Raw genomic sequence first — 26,065 nt, 5'->3', positions numbered from 1 at the left:
AAATCGGTACGAGCGGTGGTCGGCGTTAGCGACCCCGCCAGTGAAAAATCAGCCGATGACGAACAGCAGGTCGCCCATGTCGACGGACTCGCCCTCGCCGACGGCCACGTCGTTGACCGTGCCGCCGCGCTCGGCGACGATGTCGTTTTCCATCTTCATGGCTTCGAGAACGCAGAGCACGTCGCCGGACTCCACTTCGTCGCCCTCCTCGACGTTGACTTCGAGGATGGTGCCCTGCATCTCGGCGGTGACCTCCTGGCCCTCGGCGGCGGAGGCGCTGCCGCCGTCGCTCCCGCTGTCACCGCCGGCCTGCGGGCGCTGGGGCTGATTGCCGCCGCCGGCGTCGACGTCGCCGACGTTGATGGGCGGCGCGCCGCGCTCCTCGAGGTCGACCTGGAAGCGCTTGCCGTTGACCTCGACGGTGAACTCACGCTCGACGACCTCCTCGTCCTCGTCCGCGTCGGAATCGGTGGTCGTACCCCACTGCTCCTGGGCCTCCTCGATGCGCGAGCGGTCGAGGTGCTCGTCGAGGTACTTCGTGGTGTGGGTGCCGCCGACGAACCGCTCGTCGGTGAGCATCAGTCGGTGGAAGGGGATGACGGTGGGGATGCCCTCGATGTCGAAGTCCTTGAGGGCGCGCTTGCCGCGTTCGATGCACTCCTCGCGGTCCCCGCCGTACGTGATGAGCTTCGCGATCATCGAGTCGTAGTCGGTGACGAGGTCGTCGCCCTGCCGGAGCGCGTCGTCGAGGCGAACGCCGATGCCGCCCGGCGGGTCGTAGGTGTCGAGGCTCCCGCCCGTGGCGGGGGCGAAGTCGTTGGCGGCGTTTTCCGCGTTGATGCGGAACTCCATCGCGTGACCCTCGATCTCCACGTCGTCCTGTGCGAAGGCGAGTTCCTCCTCCATCGCGACCCGGATCTGCCACTTCACGATGTCGATGTCGGTGATCTCCTCGGTGACGCAGTGCTCGACCTGGATGCGGGTGTTCACCTCCAGGAAGTAGAAGTTCGCGTCCTCGCCGAGCAGTTCGCCGGGCTCGCGGTCGGGGTCCTCCTCGACGAGGAACTCGACGGTGCCGGCGTTGTAGTAGCCGGCCTCGCGGACGCCCCGTCGGGCGGAGTCGCCGATCTTCTCGCGGAGCTCGTCGGTCAGCGCCGGCGACGGTCCCTCTTCGATGACCTTCTGGTGGCGGCGCTGGAGCGAGCAGTCGCGCTCGCCGAGGTGGCGGACGTTGCCGTGGTGGTCGGCGATGATCTGGACCTCGATGTGCCGTGGGTTCTCCAGGTAGCGTTCGAGGTACACCGAGTCGTTCGAGAAGTACGCCTCGCCCTCGCGTTTCGCGCTCTCCAGTTGCTCCTCGGCCTCTTCGGGGTCGTGAACGATCTTCATTCCGCGGCCACCACCGCCCCCCTCGGCCTTGATCGCGACCGGGAAGCCGTTCTCCTCGCCGAACTCGACGACCTCCTCGGGGTCTTCGACGGGGTCGGTCGTGCCCGGCACGATGGGCACGTCGGCCGTCTGCATGATCTTTCGGGCCTTGGTCTTCTCGCCGAGGGCCTCCATCGAGTCACTCTCGGGGCCGATCCAGAGGACGTCCTCGGTCGACTCGACTCGCTCAGCGAAGTCCGCGTTCTCCGCGAGGAAGCCGTAGCCGGGGTGGATGGCGTCGGCCCCGGCCTGCTTCGCGGCGTCGATAATCGCTTCCTGATCGAGGTAGGAGTCGGCGGCGCGGGCCGGACCGACGTTGTACGCCTCGTCGGCGTACCGGACGTGCCCCGAGTGTTTGTCGGCCTCGGAGTAGACGGCCACGGTCCCGATGCCCAACTCCTCGCACGCGCGCATCACGCGCACCGCGATCTCCCCGCGATTAGCGACGAGCACCTTGTCGAACATACGCGCTCATACCGAGAGTTGCCCCATAAAACTATGCGCAGATAGCGGCCAATCTTTCATATAAAATCGTGTTAGTCTCCAACACGGAGACGGAGCGGCGCTGAGACGGGACGACCGGCTCCGACGACGCGACGTCTAGCGGGGCCTGCAGTCAGAAGCGGTCGGCCCGGCCCGCGGCGCTCCAGGGGTCGGTCGGCGCGTCCGAGCGGACCCGGACCGACCGCTTCTGTGTCCCCTCGACCCGGCCGGAGAACGCCCACTCGCGGCCGGCCCACGATTCGCCGTCGCTCGCCGCGGCTGCCGCGGCGGCAGCAGCCGCTCGCTGACGGTCGGTGAGATGGGCCCCGACGGCGACGGCGATCGCCGCCGCCTCGTCGGTAGAGGCGTCGGGCAGTTGCTCGACGACCGCTGCGACCAGTTCGGCGTCGACCGGCGCGTCTGATTCGGCGGCCATCGTCACAGCGGGATGTTCCCGTGCTTTCGGTCGGGCTGGTCCTTGCGCTTGCCCCGCAGGAGGTCGAGGTCGTCGATGAGTCGCGGTCGAGTCTCCTGGGGTTCGATGACGTCGTCGACGAAGCCGCGCTCGGCCGCCGTGTAGGGGTTCGCGAAGGCGTCGCGGTACTCGTCGATGAGTTCCTGCCGGCGCGCCTCCACGTCGTCGGCGTCCGCCAGTTCGTCGTCGTAGAGGACGTTCACCGCGCCCTGCGGGCCCATCACGGCGATCTCGGCGGTCGGCCAGGCGTAGTTCATGTCCGCACCGATGTGCTTCGAGGCCATCACGTCGTAGGCTCCGCCGTAGGCCTTCCGCGTGATGACGGTCACCAGCGGCACGGTCGCCTCGGAGTAGGCGTACAGGAGCTTCGCGCCGTGATTGATGATGGCGTTTCGCTCCTGGTCCTTGCCGGGCATGAAGCCGGGCACGTCGACGAAGGTCAAAATCGGGATGTTGAACGCGTCACAGAAGCGGACGAAGCGAGCACCTTTCCGCGAGGCGTTGATGTCGAGCGTGCCGGCGTTGACGCGTGGCTGATTGCCGACGACGCCGACGCTGTGGCCGTCCATGCGCGCGAACCCGATGACGATGTTGCGCGCGAAGTCCTCGGCCACCTCGAAGAACGAGCCCTCGTCGACGATGCGCCCGACGACGTCGGTGATGTCGTATGGCTTCTGCGGGGCGTCGGGAACCGCCGTCTTCAGGCCCTCGTCCCGCCGCTCGGGGTCGTCCCACGGGTCGACGCGGGGCGGGTCCGCGACGTTGTTCTGCGGGAGGAAAGACAGCAGATAGCGAATATCGTCCATCGCGGCCTTCTCGTCGGCGGCGGTGAAGTGGGCGACGCCGGACTCTGAGGCGTGGGTCTTCGCGCCGCCGAGTTCGTCGAAGCCGACCTCCTCGCCCGTCACCGTCTCGATGACGTCGGGGCCGGTGATGAACATGTGGCTCGTCTCCTCGACCATGTACACGAAGTCCGTGATCGCCGGCGAGTACACCGCGCCGCCGGCGCAGGGACCCATGATGGCCGAGATCTGCGGGACGACGCCGCTTGCCTGCTGGTTTCGGTGGAAGATGTCGGCGTAGCCGGCCAGCGAGTCGATCCCCTCCTGGATGCGCGCGCCGGCGGAGTCGTTCAGCCCGACGATGGGTGCGCCGGTCTCGATGGCCTTGTCCATCACCTTACAGACCTTCTGAGCGAAGGCCTCGCCGAGCGACCCCCCGAAGACCGTGAAGTCGTGGGCGAAGACGTACACCTGTCGGCCGTCGACCTTCCCGTACCCGACGACGACGCCGTCGCCCGGGACCTTCTTCTCGTCCATGTCGAAGTTGGTCGAGCGGTGCTCGCGAAGCGAGTCGATCTCGACGAACGTCCCGTCGTCGAGGAAGTAGTCGATGCGCTCGCGGGCCGTGAGTTTCCCCCGGTCGTGTTGCGCCTCGATGCGTTCTTCCCCGCCACCGCGCTCGGCGGCGGCCTTGCGTTCCCGAAGGTCCTCGACTCGGTCTTCGTGACTCACGCGATCTCACTGCTCCCGGACCTGAGCATAATCGACCCCTGGCGGGCATCCGAGAAAAGCGTTATCAAAGTTAACCATTATTTGCCGTATTTCGTTGCGGGAATCGGCGGAGTTTTGAGCGACGGCGCGCTCGTCTCGCGCGTGAAGAACGTCACGTCCCGACGACACAACCCCTTCGGCTTCGAGGCCCCCTGCGAGCCGTTCGTCCCGGGGTACGGCGACGCCAACGCGCACTTTCACGTCATCGGGGACCACCCGGGCGTCCACGGCGGCGCGGAGTCCGGCGTGCCGTTCACCGAACTCCCCGCGGCAGAGCGACTCCAAGGCGCGCTGCTCGACGCTGGACTCCTGACGGCGACCGGGACGCCGCCGACGGTCGAGAAGACGTACCTCTCGTACCTGTACATGTGCGGCGGCGACCCGCCGACGGAGGCGGACTACGCCGACCTGGAACCCCTGTTCGACACGGAGGTCCGGGCCATCACCGCCCACGTCCTCCTGCCCGTCGGCGAGCGCGCCACGAAACACGTCTTCGCGAACATGACCTCGGAACCGCCGTCGTCCGTCGACATGGACGCGCTCCACGCCACCGAGGTCGCCGGCAGCGGCTGGCTGGTGTTCCCGATCAAGGACCCGGCCGAGTGGACCGAGGCAGACGAGGCCGATCTCGTGTCCGCCCTCACGGCACTCAGAGCGACGGACTACCGCCGCGAGGCCGACCTCGGTCGGTTCATGCCTGGCGAGGATCCCTACCTCGTCCGCTAGGTCACAGCGAGAACGCGTCCGAGACGGGGGCGGCGTCGTCCCAGTGTGACTCGAACGTCCGCTCCGCCCACGCGCGGACCTCGGGGTTCGTGGTTTCGAGCGCGGCCCGCAGGACGCCGTCGTCGTCGCGCAGTAACAGGTGGACAGTGTCGTCGGCGAGCATCACGGCGGTCGGGACGCCCGACTGACGCACGCGCACGGCGGCGTTCGGTTCGCGGAGCAGGTCGCGAAGCCCACGGCGGAGCTGGTCGTCGGCGGCGAGCGCCTCGATGGCGTCTGGCGAGAACACGCCCTCGAAGGACTGCTCGCCCGCGCTGACGCGCTCCAGAACGATCTGGAGCGTCTGGTCGTTGAAGGCGTGCGAGAACGTCCGCACGTCCTCGGCGTCCCGGAGCAGGTCGAGCAAGCGCTGGAGCGGCGCGTTCGGCCGCGTCTGACTGGGCGTCGTGATGGTCGCGTCCGCCAGGTGGCGCAGGTCGAAGTCCATCGCGTCGCTCGGCAGGTACCGGACGATGCCGCGCAGGTCCCGCTCAGTGTCAAGGATGTCGAGCAGGTCGGTGACGCCCTCGGCCACGATACGTCCAGTCGCCGTCGCGACGTACGCGCCGCCCTCGCGGCGGATCCACGACCGATCCTCGAAGTCCTCGATGATGCGCCCCAGCGTGGCCTGGGACGCGCCGGTCTCGGCGGCGAGTTTCCCCCGCGTGTGCGCGCTCTCGGAGAGCAGTCGCAGCACGTCGACGCGGTTCGCCGAGAGCGCGAGGAACTCCATCTCGGCCAGGGCGGATTCCATGCGCCCCAGTTGGCTCCTGTCTGGTAAAGCCGTTTCGAACTGTGAAATTATTTCATCGTATGAAATCACGGCACGTCAGTTCGCCGTTGCGCGTCGTGTAAGAATTTCTGAACGGACTGATAAGCGCCAGTCTCGTACCGTAGTGTACGATGACTCAAGGCCCTCTATTCGATTTTGCAGTCGGTTGCGGACCCGTATCAATCTCGCTACAGGAGGTGGGTCGATGACCTCGCGTCGGACGCTCGCATTCGCCGCCACCGCCGGGCTGTTGTTCGGCGGGACGTTCGTCGGTGCCAAGGCGGGACTCGCGTACCTCCCGCCGCTGCTGTTCGTCGCGCTACGGTTCGACGTGGCGGCGCTAGTGCTGTTCGGGTACGTCTTCGCGACGCGCTCGCGCGACGAACTGCTCCCGCGGACCCGCGGCGACGTGCTCGGCGTCCTCTCGACGGGGCTGTTCGCCATCGGCCTGTCGAACGCGCTCATCTTCGTGGGCCAGCAGTCCGCGACCAGCGCCGTCGCCGCCATCGTGTTCAGCCTCAACCCCATCCTGACGCCGGTGTTCGCCGCGCTCTTGCTCGCCGACGAGCGGCTCTCGGCCCGCGGCGGGTTCGGCATGGTGATCGGACTGCTCGGCGTCGGGCTGGTCGTCAGCCCCGACCCGGCGATGCTCCTGAGCGGCGGCCTCGGCAAACTGGTGCTGTTCGCCGGCGCTGTCAGCGCTGCACTCGGCAGCGTCCTCATCCGCTGGGCAGGCGGCGAATTGTCCAGCACGGTCAGGACCGCGTGGGCGCTCCCCGTCGCCGCCGCGCTCTGTCACGCGCTGAGCGTGGGCACCGGCGAGTCGCTCTCGGCGGCGGTCTGGAGTCCGACCGCGATCGCCGCGCTGCTGTACGTCGGCGTCTTCGCCGGCGCGGTCGCCTACATCGCCTACTTCGGCCTGCTCGACGCGACCGGCGCGATCCGCGCGAACCTCGTCTTCTACGTGGTCCCCGTGGTGTCGACGCTCGGCGGCTGGGCGCTGCTGGGCGAACCGATCACGTCGTCGGCGCTCGTCGGCTTCCTGACCGTCTTCGCCGGGTTCGCCGTCATCGGGAGCGAGTCCATAGATGTCCGCGCGCTGCTTTCGCACGGTGCGGACGAGGCTGACGCCGCGACCGAGGGATTCGGCCTCGCGGGCGAATCGCGCGGGTTCGAGTCCGACTGAGACGGACTAAGAGGGAGTCGTCGAACGGTCGTCACTCTCGGCTTGAAACAGGCAGTACAGGAAGTATACCCAACAAACTCTTCATCGTCTCATGGCTGATACGGGAGGAATACTGTCAGAATCTGAACTGCTCTGCTTCATTCCAATGGGTGATAAACGAGGACTTAACCAATTTAATGTATTCTGGATTATTGATTTGGGTTATACCAAGGATCGATTGTGGGTCAAACGGGTCAGCCACGTATACGGCGAGATCAGTTTGATCGATTATGTCTAGTGAATTATGTACACCGTCGGTAATACGGACTTCGAAATTAGGATAATCATCAATCCCGTCCGCCATCTCCTCGACAAAGTCGTTTGGAAGTAGGTTAATCAATTGGGTGGTCATAAGTAGTTTAAATTGGATTTCTTTCTCTAATACATCCCCAAAATACGGCCATATCTCATCAGTAGTATCTTCAAGACCGAACAGCCCTCCAGCGTTCGCCGTCCACGTCATCATCCACTTCTCTGTCACACGGTTGGCTCGGTTGACGAGGCCATCAAACAATGACCGTTCATCCTCATTTGCTATCCAGAACTTCCCGTCGATGGGAGTCTTTTGACCTATCTGTGAAAGAACATCGGCTGCAGTCGACTCTAACTGTGCTTGTTTGACGTCCAGTTCTTGTTTTCGCTGCTCCAGCAGGCGGGATACGACGAGTTCGGGATCGACAGGGCTGTATTCTCGAGGACGTGAGTTCGGTTTTCGCCGCACGACTTCACGTGACTCAAGGCTGTTCAGCACATCGTAGATCCGCCCCATGGGGACATCGCTTTGATCTGCGATCTCCTCTGCTGTGCCGGTACGAAGCTCAAGAAGGGCAGTATACACTCGTTCTTCATAGCTTGAAAGCCCGAGATCACAGAGACTTGCCATACCCTGTCACTGGGACCCACGAATAAATGGGTTAATGTCATCAGATCACTACACGGCGAACTTCGTACCAACCAACATTAATAAATAAACAAATATAATGTTTCTGATTATTCGAGAAAGGGTATACACTACCAACGGCACATCAATGTGTGAAGGAGAAATTAGTATCTCGCTTAGTAGGACGTAGTCGCCCGAGAAGCTGTTTCTCAATCGTTGGTGGAGGGGTTCTATTAGCGATTTATCTCACAGGCCTAGACCCAACGGTTTCACTAGGAGTAAACCCTCTCTTTATTGGTGATCTCTCTATCGAAGAGAGTCTTCGAAACACAAGTCCACTTGTCCAATACGTGCTTGTATTCATTTTCGCGGCGACTCCTGCGTTGGAACTGTGGGCAGTGATTCCAATTGGAATCGCACTGGGAATGAATCCACTTGGAGTGGCCATATTCGGATTTTTGGGGAATATTATACCAGTATACATCATAATTATATTTTTCACCCGTATCAAAAATTGGCTGCAGGCGAGGGGATACATTGGCGAAAACCCAGCCAAGTCGAGACAACGGTCCTATAAGTTCTTCAAAAGATATGGGCTTCCAGGGTTCGCTGTCGGCGCACCCTTCCTGGTCGGGGTCCACATTGCCGCGTTTCTGGTTCTTACAATGGGTGCGAAGAGACGGAAGGCTTTGCTGTGGATGACAGTCTCCATTGCCTTTTGGACAGTTATTCTTACTACAGTTTCCTTAGCTTTGTAGATCAAGTAGGCAGTATCGCTGTGCAGCCTATTCAGACGACGCTGGCTGAAAGCAACACCCGACGAAGAACGGGATGACAGCTCGACGGATTGCGGTCCCTGTTTCCTGTGGTACTGTCTGGCACCGGACGCTTACATAGAAAATGACGCCCAGTGGTCCGAATACCCAGGCAATCAAATCCGGACAGCGTCTATATCGGCGGGACGATAGCCGGTTCGCTTCCGAGGAACAGGGTCTGGAGGCCGAGTGCGAGCGTCAGGATGACTGCGAGGATGACCACTGTCCGGACCATCCACAGCCAGACTGGGCCGAACGCGCCGAGTCCGCCGGTCCCCTGCCGCAGTTCGGCGACGGCCTCGCCCGAGAGGACCCAGCCGACGAAGACGAGCACCAGCAGGACCGACAGCGGGAGGAACAGCTTGTACGCGAGCGTGTCGAACCAGCCGAGCCACGCCGTGTCCCACGCCGAGGGAAGCCCGAGGACGAACAGCCCGGCCCCGGCCGCAAACGAGAGCGTGAGCCGGGAGAAGCCGGTGTTGTCGACGCCGTAGGCGACGATGACTTCGAGCAGGCTGATGGCCGAGGAGACGGCCGCGATGAGGACGACCCCGAAGAAGAGCACCCCGAGCACGCGGCCGGCCGGGAGCTGTCCGAACGCGGAGGCCATCGCGACGAAGATGGCGGACGGGCCGCTCGTGTCAGGACTCACGCCGATGGCGAACAGGATCGGGAACACGACCAGCCCGGCCAGCACGCCGATGAGCGTGTTCGTCACGACGATGATGCCGCCGTCGACGGGCAGGCTGTCGTCCTCGTCGATGTACGAGGAGTAGGTGATCATGATCGCCATCCCGAGCGAGAGCGTGAAGAACGCCTGGCCGACGGCGAAGGGAATCACGTCGCCGGCGTTCGCCGTCAGCGTCGAGAAGTCCGGCGTGAGGAAGTACGCGTAGCCGTCCGCGGCCCCGCCGAGCGTGGCCGCCCAGGCCGCGAGCGCCAGCATCAACAGGACGATGCTCGGGACCATCACCTTCGTCGCCTTCTCGATGCCGTCTTCGATGCCGAGCGCGACGATGGACATACAGATGATAAGGAACAGCGCCTGTGCGAGCACCGCCTCGGGGCCGGCCGAGACCGCGCCGAAGTACTCGGCTGGGTTCCCGAAGTACGCGCCGGTGGCGCTCCCGAGGATGTACCGGAGGACCCACCCGCCCACCACGTCGTAGTACGAGAGGATCCAGAACCCGGTGAAGACGCCGAGCGCGCCGACAATTCGGAACTGCGGATGTCCCAGTTCCGCGAACGCGTCGATGGCGTTGCTCTTCGTCCGCCGCCCGACGACGAACTCCGCGAGGATCGCGGGCACGCCGATGAGCAGCACGGCGGCCAGGTAGAACACGAGGAACACTGCGCCGCCGTTAGTCGCGGTCTTGAACGGGAACTGCCAGATGTTCCCGAGACCGACTGCGCTCCCGATGGCCGCGAGGATGAACCCCAGCCGCGTCGCCCACGTCTCTCTGTCGCTCATTGTAGCCGCGCTTTCCCGTAGCGCAATAAAACGCCGGTGATTTTCGCCCACGGTACCATCCGGTGGTCGACGCTCCCGGCGAAATCGCCGCCAGACCGCTATCAACGAAGAAAATCGGAGTGGTAGGTTTTTCACCGGCCGTTCCAGACGGAGTGACACGTGACTACTAAACGGCTTCTCGGGTGCGGATCGATCGCAGCGACCGGCGTCGGCGTCGGACTGGTCGCCGGACGACACCTCGTCGCCGGCGGCAACGGCCTCGTCGGGACCGCAGTCGCGGCGTTCGGCGTCCTCGTCGGTCTCGGCTTTCTCGCCGGGAGCGCGGTCCTCTTTCGAAGCGACGTGCGAACGGAGCACGCACTCAGGGTCGCCGGCTGGAACCTCCTCGGCGTCGTCGTCACCGCCGCGGTGCTGGCGCTGATACTTCGCTACCAGCGGGCGAACGGCGGCACCGTCGTCGCGCCGCTGTTCAGCGGGACCATCGTCGTCGGCGTGAGCGCCACCGCACACGTCCTCATCGGCGTGAACGACGTGCGCCGGATCCGGACGCGAAACCTCGCCCGGCAACGGGAGAAAGCGAGCGTGATGAACCGCCTGATCCGTCACGACCTGAAACACAGCGCACAGGTACTGATCGGCCTCGGCGACGCGCTCACGGGCCGGTCGGACCCCACCGTGGACGACATCGGAGAGCGCGTGAACGGCGTGGGGTCGGACCTGGCCGCCATCGACAGTCAGGTCGAGACCGTGACGCGACTCATCGAGGCGGACGCGATAGAGCGCGACCCGGTCGATCTGGCGTCGGTGACCCGTGCCGCCGTCGAGGACCTGCAGTCCGACTTCCCGGACGCGGCGGTCGCGGTAACCACCGAGGACGACGGGCGGGCACTCGCCGGTGAACCGATCGAAATCGCCGTCTCCGAACTGATCGAGAACGCGCTGGAACACGGCGGCGATCCGACCGGTGTCGAGGTCCACATCGAGCGCGCCGGCCGATCGGTCACGGTCGCGATCCGCGACGACGGCCCGGGCATCCCGGCCGACGAGCGAGCCCTCGTCACCGGCGAGCAGGAGGTGACGCAGTTGAAGCACAGCAACGGCCTGGGGCTGTGGCTGTCGAAGTGGGTCGTCGAGGCGTACGACGGGTCACTCGAGTTCACGGAACCGGAAGACGGCGGCGCGACGGTCACGATTCGGCTGGACGCCGCGAACTGACGAGAGCGACGAGCGGTCGTGCGCGTCGCTGTCGAAGTCGCCGGTCAGGCCTCGCCGTAGACCGGGACCGCCGCGCCGCTGGTGACCGTCGCGGCGTCGGAGCAGAGAAACAGCATCACGTCGGCGATGTCGCGGGGGTCGACCCACTTCTCGAAGTCCGAGTCGGGCATCATCTCGCGGTTCATCGGCGTGTCGATGACGCTCGGCATCACCGCGTTGGCCCGGACAGTTCCGAGATTCTCCTCCGCGATGGTCTCCGTCAGCAGTCGGACGCCGGCCTTCGTCGCGCGGTAGATGCCGTCGCCCTCGCCGCCTTCGAGCGACGAGCGCGCGGAGACGGAGACGATGGCTCCCTCGGTCTCCCGGAGGTGCGGCACGGCGTGTTTCGACGCCAGGAACATCGTCTTGAGGTTCACGTCGAAGAGGAAGTCGAACGTGTCGGCGTCGGTCTCGTCGACCGGTGTCCCGCCGCGCCAGGTCCCGGCGATGTTCAGCAGGAAGTCCAGGCGGCCGTGTTCGTCGACAACCGCGTCGACCGTCTCGGCCACCGCGTCCTCGTCGCTGAAGTCGGCCTGATAGAAGTCGACGCGGTCCGGGTCGGACAGCAGGAAGTCCTCGGTGTTCGGCTCGACGATGTCGCTCCCGCAGACGGTCGCCCCGGCGTCGAGGAAGGCGTTCGCGACGGCGCTCCCGAGCGCGCCGCCGACCCCGGTGACCAGCGCGACCTCGTCGTCGAAGTGGAATGTCGCTGACATACGTATGATAACGTCCGGCACGCCGATAAAGCCCGCCCCCGATCACGGTCGGCGGGCAGTCGCCCAGGGCCGGCACTCACCGTTCGCCGGAGTTCCGACTCGCGCACAGAACGTCGGCCGCCCGACGGTCGCGGGTCGGACCGCTCTCGAACAGGTGATAGCCGGTGTACGCCCAGGCAAGGCCGTACGGAACCGAGACAGCGCCGAACCGGATCGGGAGGGCCGTCGCGAGTGACACTCCGAGAGCGATCACCGCCACGAGCGGCGCGGCGAGGAGCGTTACTTCGGGTGTGACACCGCGCGCAGTCCACAGGCGGGCCGCGCCGAACACACAGCTGCAACTCAGCGCGCCGGAGAGTCCCAGGACGACACAGAGGAACGCCGCGTCGGTCACCCCCGCCACGGTCCCGATGGAGAAGCCGAAGTACGCCGCGACGCCGACGGCGGCGAGGGCGGTTCCGAGTTCCGAGCCCCGGAGTGCAGTCCGCGATATCGGGCCGAGTTCGTCGGTGCGAGCGGTTCGGAGCGCAATGTGACCGGCGACGAGACAGCACAGGGGCGGCAAGAGCAACAGACCGTAGAGCCGCGCTGCACCGCCCGTCAGGCTGAACGCGATCGGAACCAGCAGGTCCGGGAGGGCGTAGACCGTCAGGAGCGCGCCGCCGAGCATCCCGACGGAACCGAGGTCGCGTATCGTCCCGTCCCGGGAACCGGCCATGCGAGAGCCTTCTCGACGAGCGGTATCAGTATACGGTCGCTACTCCCGCAGCGAGGGGTGTTCTGTCCGTGAGGGGATGGAGGCGGAGCGACCGTGATCGGGACGGCGAACCGGTCCAGCCACCGGCAGCGGTATAGAGCGCCTGAAATCGGTAAGAGAGCGGATAGCTATGGTCCGAACCGCCCACAATCGGGGCATGAATCGGCGGCAGGTTCTCCTCGCGCTGGCCGGCGGAATCGGTGTCGGCTCCGCGCTGACCGTGGGTGCATCCGACGAATCGGCACCCGCTACGACGGGTGAGACGAGCGGGACGCGGGACTCGGTGGGTCGCGGCTTCGCACACGAAGTGATCGACGACGACCCGCCCGTTCAGCGGCGACTCACCGTCATGCAGACGACGGACCTGACCGGGAACGAACGACCGGACGTCATCGTCGGCGGGAACGCCGGCGCGTACCCCGGCCGCTCGTACGTCCAGGACGCCGTCAGCGCCGGCGTCCCCGCCGTCGACCGCGTCGAATCACACCTGTTCTGGTACGAGAACCCCGGGTGGAAGCGCCACCCCATCGCCTTCGCACCGTCGCTGGAGCGGGGGACGCTCGGCGACGTCGACGGCGACGGCCGCGTGGACATCGTCGCGGGGCAGGGCATCTACGAGACGAAGCTGTTCTGGTTCAGACAGCCAGCAGACCCGCGCTCGCGCTGGGAGCGCGTGCTCATCACCGACGACTTCGAGAAGTACCACGACGTGAAGGTCGGTGACATCGACGACGACGGCGAGCCGGAAGTCGTCGCCGCCTCACAGGAGAGCGGCGTCGTCTTCTACTACGACGTTCCCGAGGACCCGACCGAGTCGCCGTGGCCGACGGCGAACAGGCACGTCGTCGACGAGCGGACGGTTCAGGGTCTCGAACTGATCGACATCGACGGCGACGGGGCAACCGAACTCCTCGCGGGCCCGAACGTCTACCACCGGACCGACGACGGGGCGGGGTGGCGACGCGAACCGATCGTCACCGGCTGGGACCTGACGAAGGTCGCGGTGGCCGACCTCGACGGCGACGGCGACCTCGAAGTCGTCCTCTCGGAGTGCGATTCGCCGACCTACGGCACAGGCCCGGGCCGCGTCGCCGTGTTCGACCCGCCGGAGTGGGAGCCGACCGTCCTCTCGGACGGGCTGTTCAATCCGCACACGCTCAAGATCGCCGACTTCGACGGCGATGGGAACCCGGACGTGTACGTCGCTGAACTCGGCCTCGGGGAGAACCCCGACCCGAAGCACCTCGTGTTCTTCGGCGACGGGGCCGGTGGGTTCGAGCGCCGGGAACTGGACATCGACGTTCCGACGCACTGCGCGAAGGTCACGGATATGGACGGCGACGGGCGGCCCGACATCGTCGGCAAGCCGTGGGCCCCGCGGGCGAAGGTCGACGTGTGGTACAACCGACTGTGAACAGTCGCCGGTGGGTGCGTCGGAAGCGAGCGCCGGTCGTTGAACGTCGATCACTGAGCGGCCGGATCGTCGTATCGTTCGACACACCACACGAAGCCTGGGGGGCCGAACGCACCGGGCGAGCTTATCACTGCTGAGAATCGCGAGGGAACGCTTTATTGAGGTGTTTCCTTTGTGCCAAGGGATGGTAACCGATAGGGATTCACCACTCCCGAGTTTCGTCGGCGGCAGTTACGCCGCGAGGCTCGGGGTCGCGCTCGCGTTCGCGATACTCGTCATCATCGGCGCGGGCGTCCTGACGAGCGTACAGGCGTCAGCGACGCTCGAAGCGGACGTGGCCGACGATATCACGGCGCTGTCCGAGACACAGGCCGCCCAGTTGGACGACTGGCTGACCACGTCGCGGCGGAGCGTCCGCTCGACGTCGCGACTGCCAGTCTTCACTGAGGGGACGACCGACGAGAAGCAGTCGCGACTGGAGCGCATGCAGTCGAACGAGGAACTGCCGCCGACGGTGGTGGCGGCCCACTACGTCGACACCGACTCGAACGAGATTCTCGCCAGTTCGAACCGGAACTTCGTCGGCGTCGACGCCGAAGAACAGGGCGCGGCGTTCGCGACGGACCCGCCGCAGTTCGACGGACCCGACGACACGCACGTGACGGACCCGTTCTCCGTCTCGATCGTCGACCATCCGATCGTTGCGGTCGTCTCGCCGGTCCCGGGAGAGCAGGACCGCGCGGTCGTGTACATGGTCGACCTCGCCGCGAAAGCGGATCAGATCTCCAACCAGCGCGACGGATCGTTCACGACGGTCGTCAACACCGACGGCACCTTCGTCTCGCACCCGGACGCCTCGAAGATCGGCACCACCTCGCCGATCTCCCAGCTGTCGTCGAACCCGCTGGAATCCCTCGAATCCGGCGAGAGCAATTTCCACGAGACCGAGGAGATGCTGATGGGACTGAGCCGACTCGAAGCCACCGACTGGGTCGTGATGGTCCACTCGGACCCCGAGGTCGCCTACGCGCTGAGCGACCAGGTCAACTCCGATCTCATCGGGCTGATCCTGCTCGCCGTCGTGAATCTCGGGCTCATCGGGGTCACCATCGGCGGGAACACTATCGCCTCGCTCCGCCGGCTCTCGGCGAAGGCCGAGGCGATGGCCGACGGGAACCTCGGCATCACGCTCGAAACGTCGCGCGAGGACGAGTTCGGGACGCTGTACGCGGCGTTCGACAACATGCGGACGAACCTCCGTGACAAGATTTCGGAGGCGGAAGCGGCCCGCGAGGAGGCCGAGGCGGCCAAGGAGTCCGCACAGACGGCCCGCGAAGAAGTGGAGGCCGAACGCAACGAGATGGAAGCGCTGACCGGCCACCTCGAACTCAAGGCCCAGCAGTACAGCGACGCGCTGGACGCGGCCGCGAACGGCGATCTCACTGCCCGCGTCGACCCGGACAGCATGAGCGAGCCGATGGCCGAGGTCGGCGAGGACATCAACGCGACGCTGGACGCGCTCGGTGAGACGATCGCCGACATGAAGGCGTTCGCGACGAACGTCATCCAATCGAGCGAACGGGTCGGGTCCAACGCCGAACGCGTCGACCGTGCGAGCGAGCAGGTCGCGAAGTCGATCACCGAGATCTTCGAGGGGACGACCGAGCAAAACGAGGGCCTCGAATCCGCCGCCTCGGAGATGCAGAACCTCTCGGCCATCGCCGAGCAGGTCGCCTCGTCGGCCCAGCAGGTCGCCGACACCTCCCAGTCGGCCGCCGAGGTCGGCGAGGACGGCCGCGAGGCCGCACAGGAGGCCATCGCCGAGATGAACGCCATCGAGGACGAGACCGCGGAGACGGTCACGGAGATCAACGCTCTCGACGACGAACTCGACGAGATCGGCGAGATCGTGAGCGTCATCACCAGCATCGTCGAGCAGACGAACATGCTGGCGCTGAACGCGTCCATCGAGGCCGCACACGCCGACGGCGACGGCGCGGGCTTCGCCGTGGTCGCCGACGAGATCAAGGGCCTCGCAGAGGAGACCAAGGCGGCCGCCGGCGACATCGAACAGCGCATCGAGGACATCCAGGAGCAGGCCGGCGACACGGTCGAGACGATGGAGTCGACCAGCCGCCGTATCACGGAGGGCGTCTCCACGGTCGAGGAGGCCGTCGACGCCCTGGAGACCATCGTCGAGTACACCGAGGAGGTCGACACCGGCATCCAGGAGATCGACCGAGCGACCGAGGAACAGGCCCGGACGTCTCAGGACGTGATGGAGACCATCGACGACCTCACGACCATCAGCCAGCAAACGGCGACGGAGGCGGACACCGTGGCTGGTGCGGCGGAAGACCAGTCGGCCTCCATCGAGGAGGTCTCCGACTCCGCGGCGGAACTCCGCCAGCGCGCCGACGACCTCGAATCGCTCCTCGACCGCTTCACCGTCGACGCCGCGGCCGAGACGGACGCGGACGGCACGGCCGCGACTATGGACGACTGACAATGGCTGACATCACTACCTGGTTCACGCTGGGACTGCTCGGCGAACTGCTCGGGACGGCCGTACTGGCCTACGGCTACACGCTCGTCCCCGAAGAGACGCGGCGGCGCTACCTGCTGCTGGTCGCGATTCCCGGCATCGCCATCGTCGCCTACGCGCTGATGACGCTCGGGTACGGCGCGATACAGGTGCAGGGCCACGCCGTCTACGCCGTCCGATACGCCGACTGGCTGTTGACGACGCCGATCAACGTCCTGTTCCTGGCGCTGCTGGCCGGCGCGGACCGACGAGAGACCATCGCGCTCGTTGCGCTCCAGGCGCTGACCATCGCGTTCGGCTTCGCTGGGGCGCTTGCCCCCACGCCGATCAACTACGGCCTGTTCGCGGTCGGGGCGGCGCTGTTCGGCGGCGTCATCTACCTGCTCTACGGGGCCGTCGCCGAGGCGGCGAGTGAAACGCTGTCGGACCTCGAGATGAGCATGTACCGGACGCTCCGGAACTTCGTCATCGTCCTCTGGTCGGTCTACCCCGTCGTCTGGCTGCTCGCCGCACCCGGCCTCGGGCTGATGGACATGGAGACGGCGTCGATGGTCATCGTCTACCTCGACGTGGTCACGAAGGTCGGCTTCGGCGTCATCGCGCTCTTCGCGATGACGAACATCGGGTCGGTCAGCGATGACGAGGTAGTGGCGACTGCGGGAGACTAGCGGGTCACGAAGCGCGGTCCACCGCTACCGAACGGTTGACCGTCGCGAGCACGGGCCGCGATTGCTCTCGAAACCGCGAAGACACCCTGAAGGCGTTTTTCTGGACGACGGACCGAGCCGGGAGCGGTGCTCACAGACCGTCGTCACGCACGGCGTCGGTGTCGGTCGTCCCCTCGTCCCCCGGGTCAGTCTCGTCGGCAAGCGTATCGAGTGCGTCGGGCAGCGGGTTCTCGATCAGCCAGAAGGTCAGGCGATAGACGCCGTAACCGATCACGACGAACAGCACCAGGTCGATGAGGTACAGTTCGAGAAAGTCGACGAGCGAGATCTGGCTGAGCGCGAGGTCCCCCGTGAGAATGAGGAACTCGAGCGTGGCGACGACGAACAGCGCGGGCGCAAAGAGTATCACCAGTCCGATGACGAGGATGACGATCCGCCGTTGGGATTCAGCCGATGACATACCGACAGTATCGCTGTCCAGACGGATAGGTTTGCACGACGGTAGCAGTCCCGGGTTCCGCTACCCGGGTGCGGACGGCCGCTGGAGACGACCGGTTACCCGTGGCTCGCGAGTCGACGGCCGAAAAAGTCGGGGCGGGAGTCAGCCAGTCAGTGGATACCCATCGCTTCGATCTGCTCTTGATACCGATTGCGGATGGTGACCTCCGTCACCTGGGCTACGTCCGCGACCTCGCGCTGGGTCTTCTTCTCGTTGCAGAGCAGCGAAGCGGCGTAGATGGCGGCGGCGGCGTACCCTGTCGGCGACTTGCCCGAGAGCAGACCCTGCTCGGCCGTGGTGTCGATGATCTCGTTGGCCTTCGACTGGACCTCCTCGGAGAGTTCCAGTTCCGAGGCGAAGCGCGGGACGTACTGCTTGGGGTCGACCGGCTCCATCTTGAGTTCGAGTTCCTGGGCGACGTAGCGGTAGGTCCGACCGATCTCCTTTTGCTCGACGCGGGAGACGTCAGAGACCTCTTCGAGGCTCCGGGGGATCCCCTCCTGCCGACAGGCCGCGTACAGGCAGGCGGTGGCGACGCCCTCGATGGAGCGCCCGCGGATGAGGTCCTCGTTGAGCGCGCGACGGTAGATGACCGACGCGACCTCGCGCACCGAGCGGGGCACGCCCAGCGCGCTGGCCATGCGGTCGATCTCCGACAGCGCGAACTGCAGGTTCCGCTCGCCGGCGTCCTTGGTTCGGATGCGCTCCTGCCACTTTCGCAGCCGGTGCATCTGGCTTCGCTTCTCCGAGGAGAGCGACCGGCCGTAGGCGTCCTTGTCCTTCCAGTCGATCTGGGTAGTCAGGCCCTTGTCGTGCATCGTCTGGGTCGTCGGGGCCCCGACGCGTGACTTCGACTGGCGCTCGGAGTGATTGAACGCCCGCCACTCCGGGCCGCGGTCGATGTTCTCGTCCTCGATGACGAGGCCGCAGTCCTCGCAGACGAGTTCCCCCCCGCCGTCGCTGGTGATGGACTCCGACTCACACTCTGGGCAGGTCTGCTGGCCCGTGCTCTCGGACTCCTGCTCGCGTTCCTCCTGGTCAGAATCCCGCTGGCGCGTCGGCCGTTCCATGTGTTCTTTTACGGAGAAAAGCCAATCACGTATAAATGTTTGGGTGGTTCGCCTATATTTCTCACCCCACAGGCCTGTATACTGGGGGCGAATCGGGCCAGCGTAAAGGCTTAACCGCGGGCGCGCGGTGATGTTGTCATGATTGTGGCCGTACTCGGGGCCGGCCAGCGGGGGCGCGACATCGCACAGCGATGCGTCCGCGCGGGCCACGACGTGCGCCTTCGCGGCAGAGACGCGACCGCCGTGATGGACCGCATCGACGAGATCGAGCGCGCGCTGGGCGAAACGGGCGACCGGGACCGCGTCGACGGGACGACGGGTCTCGAAAGCGCCGTCAGCGGGGCCGATATCGTCGTCGACGCGACGGAGCGCGACACGGACGGCCACCGCGAACTGGTCGCCGAGACCGAGACGATGGTGGGAGAGGACGTGTTGCTCGCGGTCGGCGAGCCGACGGTGTCGGTGACAGCGGTCGCGACCGGGCTTCGCGCACCGGACCGGGCCGTCGGGCTGCACCTCGTCGATCCGCCGGACGGGGACACCGTGGAAGTTGTCATCGCGGAGCAGACGACGGGACGAACCCGCGACCGCGCGGTCGACTTCGTCGAGTCGCTCGGCGCGACCCCCATCGTCGTCCGCGACACGCCGGGGTTCGCCGCGATGCGCCTCGAACTGGCTACCGTCGCCGAGGCGATTCGGATGGTCGAAGAGGGCGTGGCATCCGTTCGGGAAATCGACCGCGCGTTCGAGCGCGACGGCGCGGGCGGACACGGCGCCCCCGAACGCCGGCGCGGGCCGCTCGCGCGCGCCGACCGGCTCGGGCTGGAGACAGTGCTGAGCGGACTCAGGGACCTCTCGGAGCGACTCGACGCCCGCTTCGAACCGCCGGAGCTGTTACGGCGGAAGGTCGAGGACGGCCAGATCGGCGCGGCAACCGGGGAGGGGTTCTACGTCTGGGAGAACGGCGAACCGACGACGGGAGCAGACCCTGATCCCAAAGTCCCCACGCGAGACGAGTCCGACATCCGATGACCCCGCCGAACGCGCCGCCAGCGGAACACGAGGACGACGGCGAGTTCTCGACGCTGTTCGACGAACTCGAAGAACTCGAGGACCTCGTGGACTCCGAGGACGAGCGCCGGCAGGTCCGCGAGGCGATGCGCGCGGCCGCGGAGTCACAGGACTCCGACCCGGCGGTGTTCGGCAGGGTCGTCTGGGGGTTCGGCCGGTCAGACCTCGCCGAGGCGTTGCTGGGATCGCTCCTCTTTGGCATCCCGATGGCGGTCGAGGGCGGGACCGTCGACGCCGGCCGACACATCGCACAGCACCCGCTGTACCTGGTGGCGACGCTCGGCATCGCGATCGGGCTCGTCGTCGCGATCCTCTACGTCGCCGACTTCCAGGACGTGCGCGTCGCCAACGCCATCTTCGGGATCGTTCCCCGCCGGCTGGTCGGCGTCACCGGGACGGCGATGGTCGTCTCCGTGGCGCTGTTGACCGGGTGGGGCCTGGTCGACTGGTCGGGCGGCCCGGCCGCGATCTGGGAGTCCGCTTGCGTCTGCGCCGTGGCCTTCGTCCCGATGGCGATCGGCGCGGCGCTGGGCGACATCCTGCCCGGGAGCTAGGTCGGTCGGGGCCGTCGCGGTGTCGGTCGCGTTTGGCAATCGTTAAAAGCCGCGGTCGGATACGGAGTGGTATGAGCGAGAGCCAACAGACACAGAAACGGACGCAGAAGTGCGTCTCCTGTGGCATCAACATCGCCGGGACGAACGCCGCGGCGTTCAAGTGCCCGGACTGTGGCCACCAGATCTACCGGTGTGCCACCTGCCGGAAGCAGAGCAACCTCTACAAGTGCCCCGACTGCGGATTCACGGGACCATAACGATGGGGAAAGTCGCAGCCAAGATGAAAGTCATGCCGCAGAGCCCGGAAGTCGACCTCGACGCCCTGCAGGACCGTCTCGAGGGCGCACTTCCCGAAGGAACGAAGATCAACGGCTTCGAGCGCGAGGACGTGGCCTTCGGCCTCGTCGCGCTGACCCCGACGGTCATCGTCCCCGACGACTCCGGCGGGACTGACGCCGTGGAAGAGGCCTTCGCGAACGTCGACGGCGTCGAGTCGGTCTCCATCGAGAGCACCGGCCGCCTCTGAGCGTCCGGTCATCCCCGCATTCTCTCGTCCGTAGCGGCGGCACGACCCGGCCAGGGACGGTCGCGGAACGCACGTTTTATTAGGGCGACCGGATTAGCGGGGAGCAAGAATGCCCAGTTCGAACGGACCCCTGGAAGGAACGCGGAACAAGCTCAAGAACAACCCCCGAGAACGCGGCACCTCGCCGCCCCAGCGCGCCGTCGAGCAGTTCGAGAACGGCGAGAAAGTCCACCTGAAGATCGACCCGTCGGTCCCGAAGGGCCGGTTCCACCCGCGCTTTGGCGGCCAGACCGGGACGGTCGTCGGCAAGCAGGGTGACGCCTTCAAGGTCGAAATCGTCGACGGCGGCAAGAAGAAGACCGTCATCGTCACGGCTGCGCACCTGCGCCGGCAAGAATGACGATCTTCAAGGAGAAGCTCGACGAGGAATACCTCACCGTCGCCGAGACGAAGGCGATCCTCGAGGACCTGGAGATGGAGCGAGCGGCCGACGAGGACCGCGAGATGCGCTACGAGCTCAAGCGAGCCATCGAGCACGTCAACCGCTTCGCCGTCCTCGACCCCGAGGAGTCGCTGGAGTTCGTCGAGGAGCTGCAGGAACTCGAGAAGGTCGACACGCCGACGGCCTACAAGATCGCGAACCTGCGACCGCTCGACCGGGACGAACTCCGCGCCGTGTTCGCCCAGGAGCGGTACACGCTGTCCGGCGACGAACTGGACGAGATTCTCAACATCGTCAAGCGCTACGCCTGAGACGGCTGCGGCGGCCTCACGTCGAGGCAGATCGCGTCGTGTCGGGTCACCCGCGCTGGCGCTCTTGTTCCATCCGAACGAGCGTCGCGTATCGACAGCCGGCGACGTGATCCCAGCCATCCACCGGCATTAAGTGGACTCTGCTCGTACAGCCTGACATGACTGATTCGGAGAGCGGCGACAACTTGACGGGAGCCGTCCTGGACGTCCTCCCGCACGGGCGACCGGGCGACGATCGCCCCCAACACCAGAAGGAGCCGCTCGCGTACGCCCTCGACGTCGAGGAGTTCTACATCTACGAGCTCTCGCTCGATGAAGACGACGACATCGCGTTCGGTGACCGCGTGGACCTGACGGAGTTCGGACGGGTCACCGAAGTCTCGTTCGAGGACCTCCCGAGCGGCGCTCGCTCGGAACTGGAGTACGCCGTCGAGGAGATCGTCGAGGCCGACGAGCAGCGCTTCGTCGACTTCTACAACGACGCCCAGCCCATCACGCTCCGGCTCCACCAGCTGAACCTCCTGCCGGGGATCGGCAAGAAGCTGCGGAACACCATCCTCGACGAGCGCAAGCGAAAGCCCTTCGAGAGCTTCGAGGAACTGGGAGAGCGTGTCAGCGGCCTCCACAACCCGAAAGAGGTGCTCATCGAGCGAATCATCGAGGAACTCGAAGAGGACGACCTGAAGTACCGTATCTTCGTCCGGCGCGAGGAGCAGTCCTCCTAGTCGCGGTCGAAGGCGACCCTTTTCTATCCCGGTCCGCTACGCCCAGCCAATGACTACAGAGACTGGGGCGCGGGACCCGGACGCACTGGTCCGCCGGGCCGGCAAGCGCGCCGACACCCGAAAGGACCAGCACTTCCTCGTCGACGACAGGGTGCTCGATCGGATTCCGGGCTACGCGACCGAGGCCGGCGTGGACCTCTCGCACGTCCTCGAAATCGGGGGCGGTCCGGGGGCGCTGACGGACCGTCTGCTCGCCGTCGCCGACCGGGTGACGGTCGTCGAGCGCGACCCCGACTTCGCGGCGCACCTGGGCGAAGAGTTCGCCGAGGAGGTCGCGGACGGCCGCCTGACGGTCGTACAGGGCGACGCCCTCGACGTGGCACTCCCCGAGTTCACCGCCAGCGTCTCGAACCTCCCGTACGGCGCGTCCTCGGAGATCGCGTTCCGGCTGTTGCCCGAGGGGAAACCGCTCGTGTTGATGTTCCAGCGGGAGTTCGCAGAGCGGATGGCCGCCGACCCGGGGACCGACGAGTACGGGCGGCTGTCGGTCACGGCGGGCCACTACGCCGACGTGGAGGTCGTCGAGACGGTCCCGCCGGAGGCGTTCGACCCGCAGCCGCGGGTGACCAGCGCCGTCGTTCGGACGACGCCGCGGACGCCTGACTACACCGTCCCGGACGACGACTTCTTCATGGACTTCCTCAAGGCCGTGTTCACCCAGCGCCGGAAGACGATGCGGAACGCGATTCGGAACACGGCGCACATCTCCGGGCTGGACGACCCCGACGCGGTTGTCGACGCCGCCGACGAGGACCTGTTGAGCGCCCGCGCGGGTGCTCTCGCGCCGCGGGACTTCGCGACGCTGGCGACGCTCGCCTACGAGGTCGGCGACCCGGAGGACTGAGATGGGCGACGACCCCACCGACCGCCCGGCGCTGGCCGATCAGCGCGACGTGGAGTCGGTGTACCAGCCGGCCGAGGACTCGGATCTGCTGGCGCGGACGGCCCGCGACCGCGTCACGCCGGGCGACCGCGTCCTCGACGTGGGGACCGGGTCGGGCTACGTGGCCGCCGTGCTCGCGGATGCCGGCGCGGACGCGGTCGGCGTCGACGTGAGCCCGCTGGCCTGTCGGCAGGCCGCCGACAACGGCGTTCCCGTCGTCCGAGGGGACCTCGTCTCCCCCTTTCGAGACGGCGTCTTCGACCTGGTGGCCTTCAATCCGCCGTATCTGCCGACGCCCGCGGAACGGGAGTGGGACGACTGGATGGAACACGCGCTCTCGGGCGGCGAGGACGGCCGTCGGCTGGTCGACCCCTTCCTCGATTCCGTGGGTCGGGTCCTGTCCCCGGACGGCGAGGCGCTCGTGCTGGTCAGCAGTCTCACCGGCCCCGATGCCATCCGCGAGTACGCGAGCGAGCGCGGCCTCGAAAGCGTGCGTCTCGCGAGCGAGAAGCATCCGTACGAGGAACTCGTCGTCCTGCGCTTTGCCATCGAGTGATTACTGGAGAGCATTAAGCTGAATAGGAAATATTAAAGCCCGTCATTTCTTATCCCGATCCAATGACACAGGTAGTCGCCACGACCCCTGGTCTCTTTCCCCTCCCGGACTGGGCCAAGGACGAACTGGCAGATCTGAAAGGCCACCAGAAGACCGACCTCATCTCGGGCGACGAGTCCGGCGCTATCGTCGAAGCGTACGACGAAGCGCGCGCGGAAGTCGTCGCGCGCCAGCAGGACGCCGGTCTCGACCGGATCGTCGAGGGGCAACTGCGCTGGGACGACATGCTCGCACACCCGCTCGCCGTCCACGACAGCGTGGAGACGAAGGGTATCGTCCGCTACTACGACAACAACAACTTCTACCGAGAGCCGGTCGTCCAGGACGACCTCTCAGCCGACGGCGGCGACGTGGCCGCGGACCTCAATGCGGCCGCCGACCTCGTCGACTCGGGCCTGCAAGCAGTCCTCCCCGGTCCGTACTCGCTCGCTGACCTCGCGACCGACGAGCACTACGGCGACGAGGCGGCGTTCCTCGACGCCGTCGCTGACTTCCTCGCCGAAGAAGTGAACTCGTTCCCGGACGTGGAGACGCTGTTCCTGCTCGAACCGTCCCTCGTCGAGAACGCGCCCGAGGACGGCGAGGACGAGCGCGCCGCCGCGGCCATCGACGCCGTCGCCTCGGCCGCCGACGCCGAGGTCGTCGCCCACACCTACTGGGGCGCAATCGAGGAGAAGACCTACGCGCACCTGATGGACGCCGACGTGGACGCCATCGGCTTCGACCTCGTCGCGAACCACGACCAGAACGTCTACAACGTGCAGGAGTACGGCACGAAAGACGACGTGGCGCTCGGCGTCGTCGACGGGCAGAACACGCTCGTCGAGTCCCCCGAGACCATCCGCGACCGCATCGACTGGTTCGAACAGCAGACCAACACCGCCTACGACACCGTCTACGCGACGGCGAACACGGAGCTGTTCTACCTGCCCGTGAACAAGTTCGAAGACAAGCTCGACGCGCTCGCGAACGCCGCCGACCTGGAGGCGGCGGAGGCATAACCATGACAGGACCACGAGACCAGTTCAAGCCGGAGGATCACCCGAACGACCACTTCCTGCTGACGACCGTCGTCGGCTCCTACCCCAAGCCCAAGTGGCACGACCGGGCGCGGGAACTGTTCGAGGACGAGGACGCCGACTTCGACGAGGAGCAGTGGGAGGAAGCCAAAGACGACGCCTCGCGGCTCATCACCCACGAGCACGAGCGCTCGGGGCTGGACGTCATCTGCGACGGCGAGATGCGCCGCAACGAGATGGTCGAGTACTTCGCCCACCGCATCGACGGCTACGAGTTCAACGGCCGCGTGAAGGTGTGGGGCCACAACTACTTCGACAAGCCGAGCGTCGCCGACGAGGTCGAGTACGGCGAGCAGTGGCTCGTCGAGGAGTTCGAGTTCACCGACGAGGTGGCCGAGCGCCCGGTCAAGGTCCCGATCACGGGCCCGTACACGCTCGCCAACTGGTCGTTCAACGAGGTCTACGACAGCGAGGAGCAACTGGCCTACGAGCTGGCCGAGCTCGTCAACGAGGAGATCGAGGCGCTGGTCGAGGCCGGCGCGCGCTACATCCAGATCGACGAGCCCGCCCTCGCCACGACGCCGGACGACCACGCCATCGTCGGCGAGTGTCTGGAGCGCATCGTCGACGAGATCCCCGACGACGTACGCCTCGGCCTGCACGTCTGTTACGGCGACTACTCGCGCATCTACCCGGAGATTCTGGACTACCCCGTCCACGAGTACGACCTCGAACTGGCCAACGGCGACTACGACCAGCTCGACGTGTTCACGGAACACGAGTTCACCAAGGACTTCGCGATGGGCGTCGTCGACGCCCACGTCGCCGAGGTCGAGCCCGTCGAGGAGATCAAGGAGAACATCAAGAAGGGCCTGGAGGTCGTCCCGCCGGAGCGACTCACCGTCTCGCCTGACTGCGGCGTGAAACTGCTCCCGCGCGACGTGGCCTACGGCAAGATGGAGAACATGGTGCAGGCCGCCCGCGAGATCGAAGAGGAACTCGACGCCGGCGAGATCGACGTGGTCGCGAGCGGTGCGGAAGCGAGCGCGGACGACTAGCGGCCCGCCG

Annotated in this window: 28 protein-coding genes; 18 read left to right on the top strand and 10 right to left on the bottom strand. The window is 66.0% G+C overall.

Going from position 1 to position 26,065, the window contains the following annotated elements; translation table 11 throughout:
• Positions 1–48 precede the first annotated feature (48 nt).
• The 3 genes from ACOZ4I_RS05595 to ACOZ4I_RS05585 all read right to left on the bottom strand — a co-directional run bounded on the left by ACOZ4I_RS05595 (position 49) and on the right by ACOZ4I_RS05585 (position 3,900).
• The gene (locus tag ACOZ4I_RS05595; RefSeq protein WP_424003855.1) at positions 49–1,893 is read right to left on the bottom strand and encodes an acetyl-CoA carboxylase biotin carboxylase subunit; all 1,845 of its coding nucleotides are present in this window, start codon (positions 1,891–1,893) and stop codon (positions 49–51) included.
• A gap of 151 nt (positions 1,894–2,044) precedes the next feature.
• On the bottom strand, positions 2,045–2,347 hold the full coding sequence (locus ACOZ4I_RS05590) for an acc operon protein (protein WP_424003853.1): 303 nt from the start codon (positions 2,345–2,347) through the stop codon (positions 2,045–2,047).
• Positions 2,348–2,349: 2 nt separating this feature from the next.
• Positions 2,350–3,900: an acyl-CoA carboxylase subunit beta gene (locus ACOZ4I_RS05585; protein ID WP_424003851.1), complete on the bottom strand. Its 1,551-nt coding sequence runs from the start codon at positions 3,898–3,900 to the stop codon at positions 2,350–2,352.
• A 141-nt stretch (positions 3,901–4,041) separates the two neighbouring features.
• Between ACOZ4I_RS05585 and ACOZ4I_RS05580 the strand changes: the two genes are divergently transcribed.
• Positions 4,042–4,665, top strand: coding sequence for a uracil-DNA glycosylase family protein (locus tag ACOZ4I_RS05580; protein WP_424004783.1), 624 nt, complete (start codon positions 4,042–4,044; stop codon positions 4,663–4,665).
• A gap of 1 nt (position 4,666) precedes the next feature.
• Here the strand turns inward: ACOZ4I_RS05580 and ACOZ4I_RS05575 are convergent, their stop codons facing one another.
• On the bottom strand, positions 4,667–5,458 hold the full coding sequence (locus tag ACOZ4I_RS05575; protein ID WP_424003849.1) for a helix-turn-helix transcriptional regulator: 792 nt from the start codon (positions 5,456–5,458) through the stop codon (positions 4,667–4,669).
• Positions 5,459–5,681: 223 nt separating this feature from the next.
• On the opposite strand from ACOZ4I_RS05575, the gene ACOZ4I_RS05570 reads away from it, so the two are divergent.
• The gene (locus ACOZ4I_RS05570; protein WP_424003847.1) at positions 5,682–6,662 is read left to right on the top strand and encodes a DMT family transporter; all 981 of its coding nucleotides are present in this window, start codon (positions 5,682–5,684) and stop codon (positions 6,660–6,662) included.
• A 115-nt stretch (positions 6,663–6,777) separates the two neighbouring features.
• Here the strand turns inward: ACOZ4I_RS05570 and ACOZ4I_RS05565 are convergent, their stop codons facing one another.
• Positions 6,778–7,584 carry a TrmB family transcriptional regulator gene (locus ACOZ4I_RS05565; RefSeq protein ID WP_424003845.1) on the bottom strand — a complete coding sequence of 269 codons (807 nt, stop codon included), beginning with the start codon at positions 7,582–7,584 and terminating at the stop codon, positions 6,778–6,780.
• A 149-nt stretch (positions 7,585–7,733) separates the two neighbouring features.
• On the opposite strand from ACOZ4I_RS05565, the gene ACOZ4I_RS05560 reads away from it, so the two are divergent.
• The gene (locus ACOZ4I_RS05560; RefSeq protein WP_424003843.1) at positions 7,734–8,339 is read left to right on the top strand and encodes a small multi-drug export protein; all 606 of its coding nucleotides are present in this window, start codon (positions 7,734–7,736) and stop codon (positions 8,337–8,339) included.
• A gap of 190 nt (positions 8,340–8,529) precedes the next feature.
• Here ACOZ4I_RS05560 and ACOZ4I_RS05555 read toward each other — a convergent pair whose 3' ends face one another.
• Positions 8,530–9,867 (bottom strand): sodium-dependent transporter, encoded by a 1,338-nt coding sequence (locus tag ACOZ4I_RS05555; RefSeq protein WP_162411697.1) that lies wholly within the window; start codon positions 9,865–9,867, stop codon positions 8,530–8,532.
• 159 nt (positions 9,868–10,026) lie between these two features.
• On the opposite strand from ACOZ4I_RS05555, the gene ACOZ4I_RS05550 reads away from it, so the two are divergent.
• Positions 10,027–11,082: an ATP-binding protein gene (locus tag ACOZ4I_RS05550; protein ID WP_424003841.1), complete on the top strand. Its 1,056-nt coding sequence runs from the start codon at positions 10,027–10,029 to the stop codon at positions 11,080–11,082.
• Positions 11,083–11,126: 44 nt separating this feature from the next.
• Here ACOZ4I_RS05550 and ACOZ4I_RS05545 read toward each other — a convergent pair whose 3' ends face one another.
• Both ACOZ4I_RS05545 and ACOZ4I_RS05540 read right to left on the bottom strand, forming a co-directional pair.
• On the bottom strand, positions 11,127–11,837 hold the full coding sequence (locus ACOZ4I_RS05545; RefSeq protein WP_424003839.1) for an SDR family oxidoreductase: 711 nt from the start codon (positions 11,835–11,837) through the stop codon (positions 11,127–11,129).
• Between the two features lie 76 nt (positions 11,838–11,913).
• Positions 11,914–12,555: a hypothetical protein gene (locus ACOZ4I_RS05540; RefSeq protein WP_424003837.1), complete on the bottom strand. Its 642-nt coding sequence runs from the start codon at positions 12,553–12,555 to the stop codon at positions 11,914–11,916.
• Positions 12,556–12,943: 388 nt separating this feature from the next.
• Here ACOZ4I_RS05540 and ACOZ4I_RS05535 point away from each other — a divergent pair, with 388 nt between their 5' ends.
• The 3 genes from ACOZ4I_RS05535 (at position 12,944) to ACOZ4I_RS05525 (ending at position 17,221) form a co-directional block, all read left to right on the top strand.
• Complete coding sequence (locus ACOZ4I_RS05535; protein ID WP_424004782.1) at positions 12,944–14,008, top strand: FG-GAP repeat domain-containing protein; 1,065 nt, start codon at positions 12,944–12,946, stop codon at positions 14,006–14,008.
• Between the two features lie 184 nt (positions 14,009–14,192).
• Complete coding sequence (locus ACOZ4I_RS05530; protein ID WP_424003835.1) at positions 14,193–16,514, top strand: methyl-accepting chemotaxis protein; 2,322 nt, start codon at positions 14,193–14,195, stop codon at positions 16,512–16,514.
• A gap of 2 nt (positions 16,515–16,516) precedes the next feature.
• Positions 16,517–17,221 carry a bacteriorhodopsin gene (locus ACOZ4I_RS05525; protein WP_424003833.1) on the top strand — a complete coding sequence of 235 codons (705 nt, stop codon included), beginning with the start codon at positions 16,517–16,519 and terminating at the stop codon, positions 17,219–17,221.
• Between the two features lie 130 nt (positions 17,222–17,351).
• Here ACOZ4I_RS05525 and ACOZ4I_RS05520 read toward each other — a convergent pair whose 3' ends face one another.
• A complete protein-coding gene (locus tag ACOZ4I_RS05520; RefSeq protein ID WP_424003831.1) occupies positions 17,352–17,681 on the bottom strand; it encodes a hypothetical protein in 330 nt (109 codons plus the stop codon).
• Positions 17,682–17,830: 149 nt separating this feature from the next.
• Positions 17,831–18,790, bottom strand: coding sequence for a transcription initiation factor IIB (locus ACOZ4I_RS05515; RefSeq protein ID WP_162411705.1), 960 nt, complete (start codon positions 18,788–18,790; stop codon positions 17,831–17,833).
• Positions 18,791–18,928: 138 nt separating this feature from the next.
• Here ACOZ4I_RS05515 and ACOZ4I_RS05510 point away from each other — a divergent pair, with 138 nt between their 5' ends.
• The 11 genes from ACOZ4I_RS05510 (at position 18,929) to ACOZ4I_RS05460 (ending at position 26,055) form a co-directional block, all read left to right on the top strand.
• Positions 18,929–19,822, top strand: coding sequence for a 3-hydroxyacyl-CoA dehydrogenase family protein (locus ACOZ4I_RS05510; protein WP_424003829.1), 894 nt, complete (start codon positions 18,929–18,931; stop codon positions 19,820–19,822).
• Positions 19,819–20,415: a DUF2391 domain-containing protein gene (locus ACOZ4I_RS05505; protein WP_424003827.1), complete on the top strand. Its 597-nt coding sequence runs from the start codon at positions 19,819–19,821 to the stop codon at positions 20,413–20,415. Before ACOZ4I_RS05510 ends, ACOZ4I_RS05505 begins: the two co-directional genes overlap by 4 nt.
• 71 nt (positions 20,416–20,486) lie before the next feature.
• Positions 20,487–20,672, top strand: coding sequence for an HVO_2753 family zinc finger protein (locus ACOZ4I_RS05500; RefSeq protein WP_162411708.1), 186 nt, complete (start codon positions 20,487–20,489; stop codon positions 20,670–20,672).
• Positions 20,673–20,674: 2 nt separating this feature from the next.
• Positions 20,675–20,941, top strand: coding sequence for an elongation factor 1-beta (locus ACOZ4I_RS05495; RefSeq protein WP_162411709.1), 267 nt, complete (start codon positions 20,675–20,677; stop codon positions 20,939–20,941).
• 109 nt (positions 20,942–21,050) lie between these two features.
• Positions 21,051–21,341, top strand: coding sequence for a 50S ribosomal protein L21e (locus ACOZ4I_RS05490; protein ID WP_424003824.1), 291 nt, complete (start codon positions 21,051–21,053; stop codon positions 21,339–21,341).
• Entirely contained in the window at positions 21,338–21,694 is a 357-nt protein-coding gene (locus ACOZ4I_RS05485; protein WP_162411711.1) for an RNA polymerase Rpb4 family protein, read from the top strand. Before ACOZ4I_RS05490 ends, ACOZ4I_RS05485 begins: the two co-directional genes overlap by 4 nt.
• 158 nt (positions 21,695–21,852) lie before the next feature.
• Positions 21,853–22,419, top strand: a complete 567-nt coding sequence (locus ACOZ4I_RS05480) for a DUF655 domain-containing protein (protein WP_424003822.1) — start codon at positions 21,853–21,855, stop codon at positions 22,417–22,419.
• A 49-nt stretch (positions 22,420–22,468) separates the two neighbouring features.
• Complete coding sequence (locus tag ACOZ4I_RS05475; protein ID WP_424003820.1) at positions 22,469–23,323, top strand: 16S ribosomal RNA methyltransferase A; 855 nt, start codon at positions 22,469–22,471, stop codon at positions 23,321–23,323.
• Position 23,324: 1 nt separating this feature from the next.
• Positions 23,325–23,918: a HemK2/MTQ2 family protein methyltransferase gene (locus tag ACOZ4I_RS05470; RefSeq protein WP_424003818.1), complete on the top strand. Its 594-nt coding sequence runs from the start codon at positions 23,325–23,327 to the stop codon at positions 23,916–23,918.
• A 62-nt stretch (positions 23,919–23,980) separates the two neighbouring features.
• Positions 23,981–24,979 carry a 5-methyltetrahydropteroyltriglutamate--homocysteine methyltransferase gene (locus ACOZ4I_RS05465; protein WP_424003816.1) on the top strand — a complete coding sequence of 333 codons (999 nt, stop codon included), beginning with the start codon at positions 23,981–23,983 and terminating at the stop codon, positions 24,977–24,979.
• A 2-nt stretch (positions 24,980–24,981) separates the two neighbouring features.
• Positions 24,982–26,055: a methionine synthase gene (locus ACOZ4I_RS05460; protein WP_424003814.1), complete on the top strand. Its 1,074-nt coding sequence runs from the start codon at positions 24,982–24,984 to the stop codon at positions 26,053–26,055.
• Positions 26,056–26,065: the final 10 nt, after the last annotated feature.

Origin of the sequence: Haloarcula salina (assembly GCF_049603855.1) — an archaeon.
GTDB classification, from domain to species: Archaea; Halobacteriota; Halobacteria; order Halobacteriales; family Haloarculaceae; genus Haloarcula; species Haloarcula salina_A.
The sequence above is the reverse complement of the archived record's forward strand: the minus strand, read 5'-3'. Positions and strand labels throughout refer to the sequence as shown.

What these genes read in the sequence shown, in the direction of transcription:
- ACOZ4I_RS05485 (WP_162411711.1), top strand. Translation starts at nt 21,338, where the DNA reads ATGACGATCTTCAAGGAGAAGCTCGACGAGGAATACCTCACCGTCGCC.
- ACOZ4I_RS05535 (WP_424004782.1), top strand. Translation starts at nt 12,944, where the DNA reads ATGCAGACGACGGACCTGACCGGGAACGAACGACCGGACGTCATCGTC.
- ACOZ4I_RS05590 (WP_424003853.1), bottom strand. Translation starts at nt 2,347, where the DNA reads ATGGCCGCCGAATCAGACGCGCCGGTCGACGCCGAACTGGTCGCAGCG.
- ACOZ4I_RS05520 (WP_424003831.1), bottom strand. Translation starts at nt 17,681, where the DNA reads ATGTCATCGGCTGAATCCCAACGGCGGATCGTCATCCTCGTCATCGGA.
- ACOZ4I_RS05595 (WP_424003855.1), bottom strand. Translation starts at nt 1,893, where the DNA reads ATGTTCGACAAGGTGCTCGTCGCTAATCGCGGGGAGATCGCGGTGCGC.
- ACOZ4I_RS05465 (WP_424003816.1), top strand. Translation starts at nt 23,981, where the DNA reads ATGACACAGGTAGTCGCCACGACCCCTGGTCTCTTTCCCCTCCCGGAC.
- ACOZ4I_RS05510 (WP_424003829.1), top strand. Translation starts at nt 18,929, where the DNA reads ATGATTGTGGCCGTACTCGGGGCCGGCCAGCGGGGGCGCGACATCGCA.
- ACOZ4I_RS05545 (WP_424003839.1), bottom strand. Translation starts at nt 11,837, where the DNA reads ATGTCAGCGACATTCCACTTCGACGACGAGGTCGCGCTGGTCACCGGG.
- ACOZ4I_RS05530 (WP_424003835.1), top strand. Translation starts at nt 14,193, where the DNA reads ATGGTAACCGATAGGGATTCACCACTCCCGAGTTTCGTCGGCGGCAGT.
- ACOZ4I_RS05495 (WP_162411709.1), top strand. Translation starts at nt 20,675, where the DNA reads ATGGGGAAAGTCGCAGCCAAGATGAAAGTCATGCCGCAGAGCCCGGAA.
- ACOZ4I_RS05555 (WP_162411697.1), bottom strand. Translation starts at nt 9,867, where the DNA reads ATGAGCGACAGAGAGACGTGGGCGACGCGGCTGGGGTTCATCCTCGCG.
- ACOZ4I_RS05470 (WP_424003818.1), top strand. Translation starts at nt 23,325, where the DNA reads ATGGGCGACGACCCCACCGACCGCCCGGCGCTGGCCGATCAGCGCGAC.
- ACOZ4I_RS05525 (WP_424003833.1), top strand. Translation starts at nt 16,517, where the DNA reads ATGGCTGACATCACTACCTGGTTCACGCTGGGACTGCTCGGCGAACTG.
- ACOZ4I_RS05565 (WP_424003845.1), bottom strand. Translation starts at nt 7,584, where the DNA reads ATGGCAAGTCTCTGTGATCTCGGGCTTTCAAGCTATGAAGAACGAGTG.
- ACOZ4I_RS05475 (WP_424003820.1), top strand. Translation starts at nt 22,469, where the DNA reads ATGACTACAGAGACTGGGGCGCGGGACCCGGACGCACTGGTCCGCCGG.
- ACOZ4I_RS05500 (WP_162411708.1), top strand. Translation starts at nt 20,487, where the DNA reads ATGAGCGAGAGCCAACAGACACAGAAACGGACGCAGAAGTGCGTCTCC.
- ACOZ4I_RS05575 (WP_424003849.1), bottom strand. Translation starts at nt 5,458, where the DNA reads ATGGAATCCGCCCTGGCCGAGATGGAGTTCCTCGCGCTCTCGGCGAAC.
- ACOZ4I_RS05515 (WP_162411705.1), bottom strand. Translation starts at nt 18,790, where the DNA reads ATGGAACGGCCGACGCGCCAGCGGGATTCTGACCAGGAGGAACGCGAG.
- ACOZ4I_RS05460 (WP_424003814.1), top strand. Translation starts at nt 24,982, where the DNA reads ATGACAGGACCACGAGACCAGTTCAAGCCGGAGGATCACCCGAACGAC.
- ACOZ4I_RS05540 (WP_424003837.1), bottom strand. Translation starts at nt 12,555, where the DNA reads ATGGCCGGTTCCCGGGACGGGACGATACGCGACCTCGGTTCCGTCGGG.
- ACOZ4I_RS05480 (WP_424003822.1), top strand. Translation starts at nt 21,853, where the DNA reads ATGACTGATTCGGAGAGCGGCGACAACTTGACGGGAGCCGTCCTGGAC.
- ACOZ4I_RS05570 (WP_424003847.1), top strand. Translation starts at nt 5,682, where the DNA reads ATGACCTCGCGTCGGACGCTCGCATTCGCCGCCACCGCCGGGCTGTTG.
- ACOZ4I_RS05505 (WP_424003827.1), top strand. Translation starts at nt 19,819, where the DNA reads ATGACCCCGCCGAACGCGCCGCCAGCGGAACACGAGGACGACGGCGAG.
- ACOZ4I_RS05490 (WP_424003824.1), top strand. Translation starts at nt 21,051, where the DNA reads ATGCCCAGTTCGAACGGACCCCTGGAAGGAACGCGGAACAAGCTCAAG.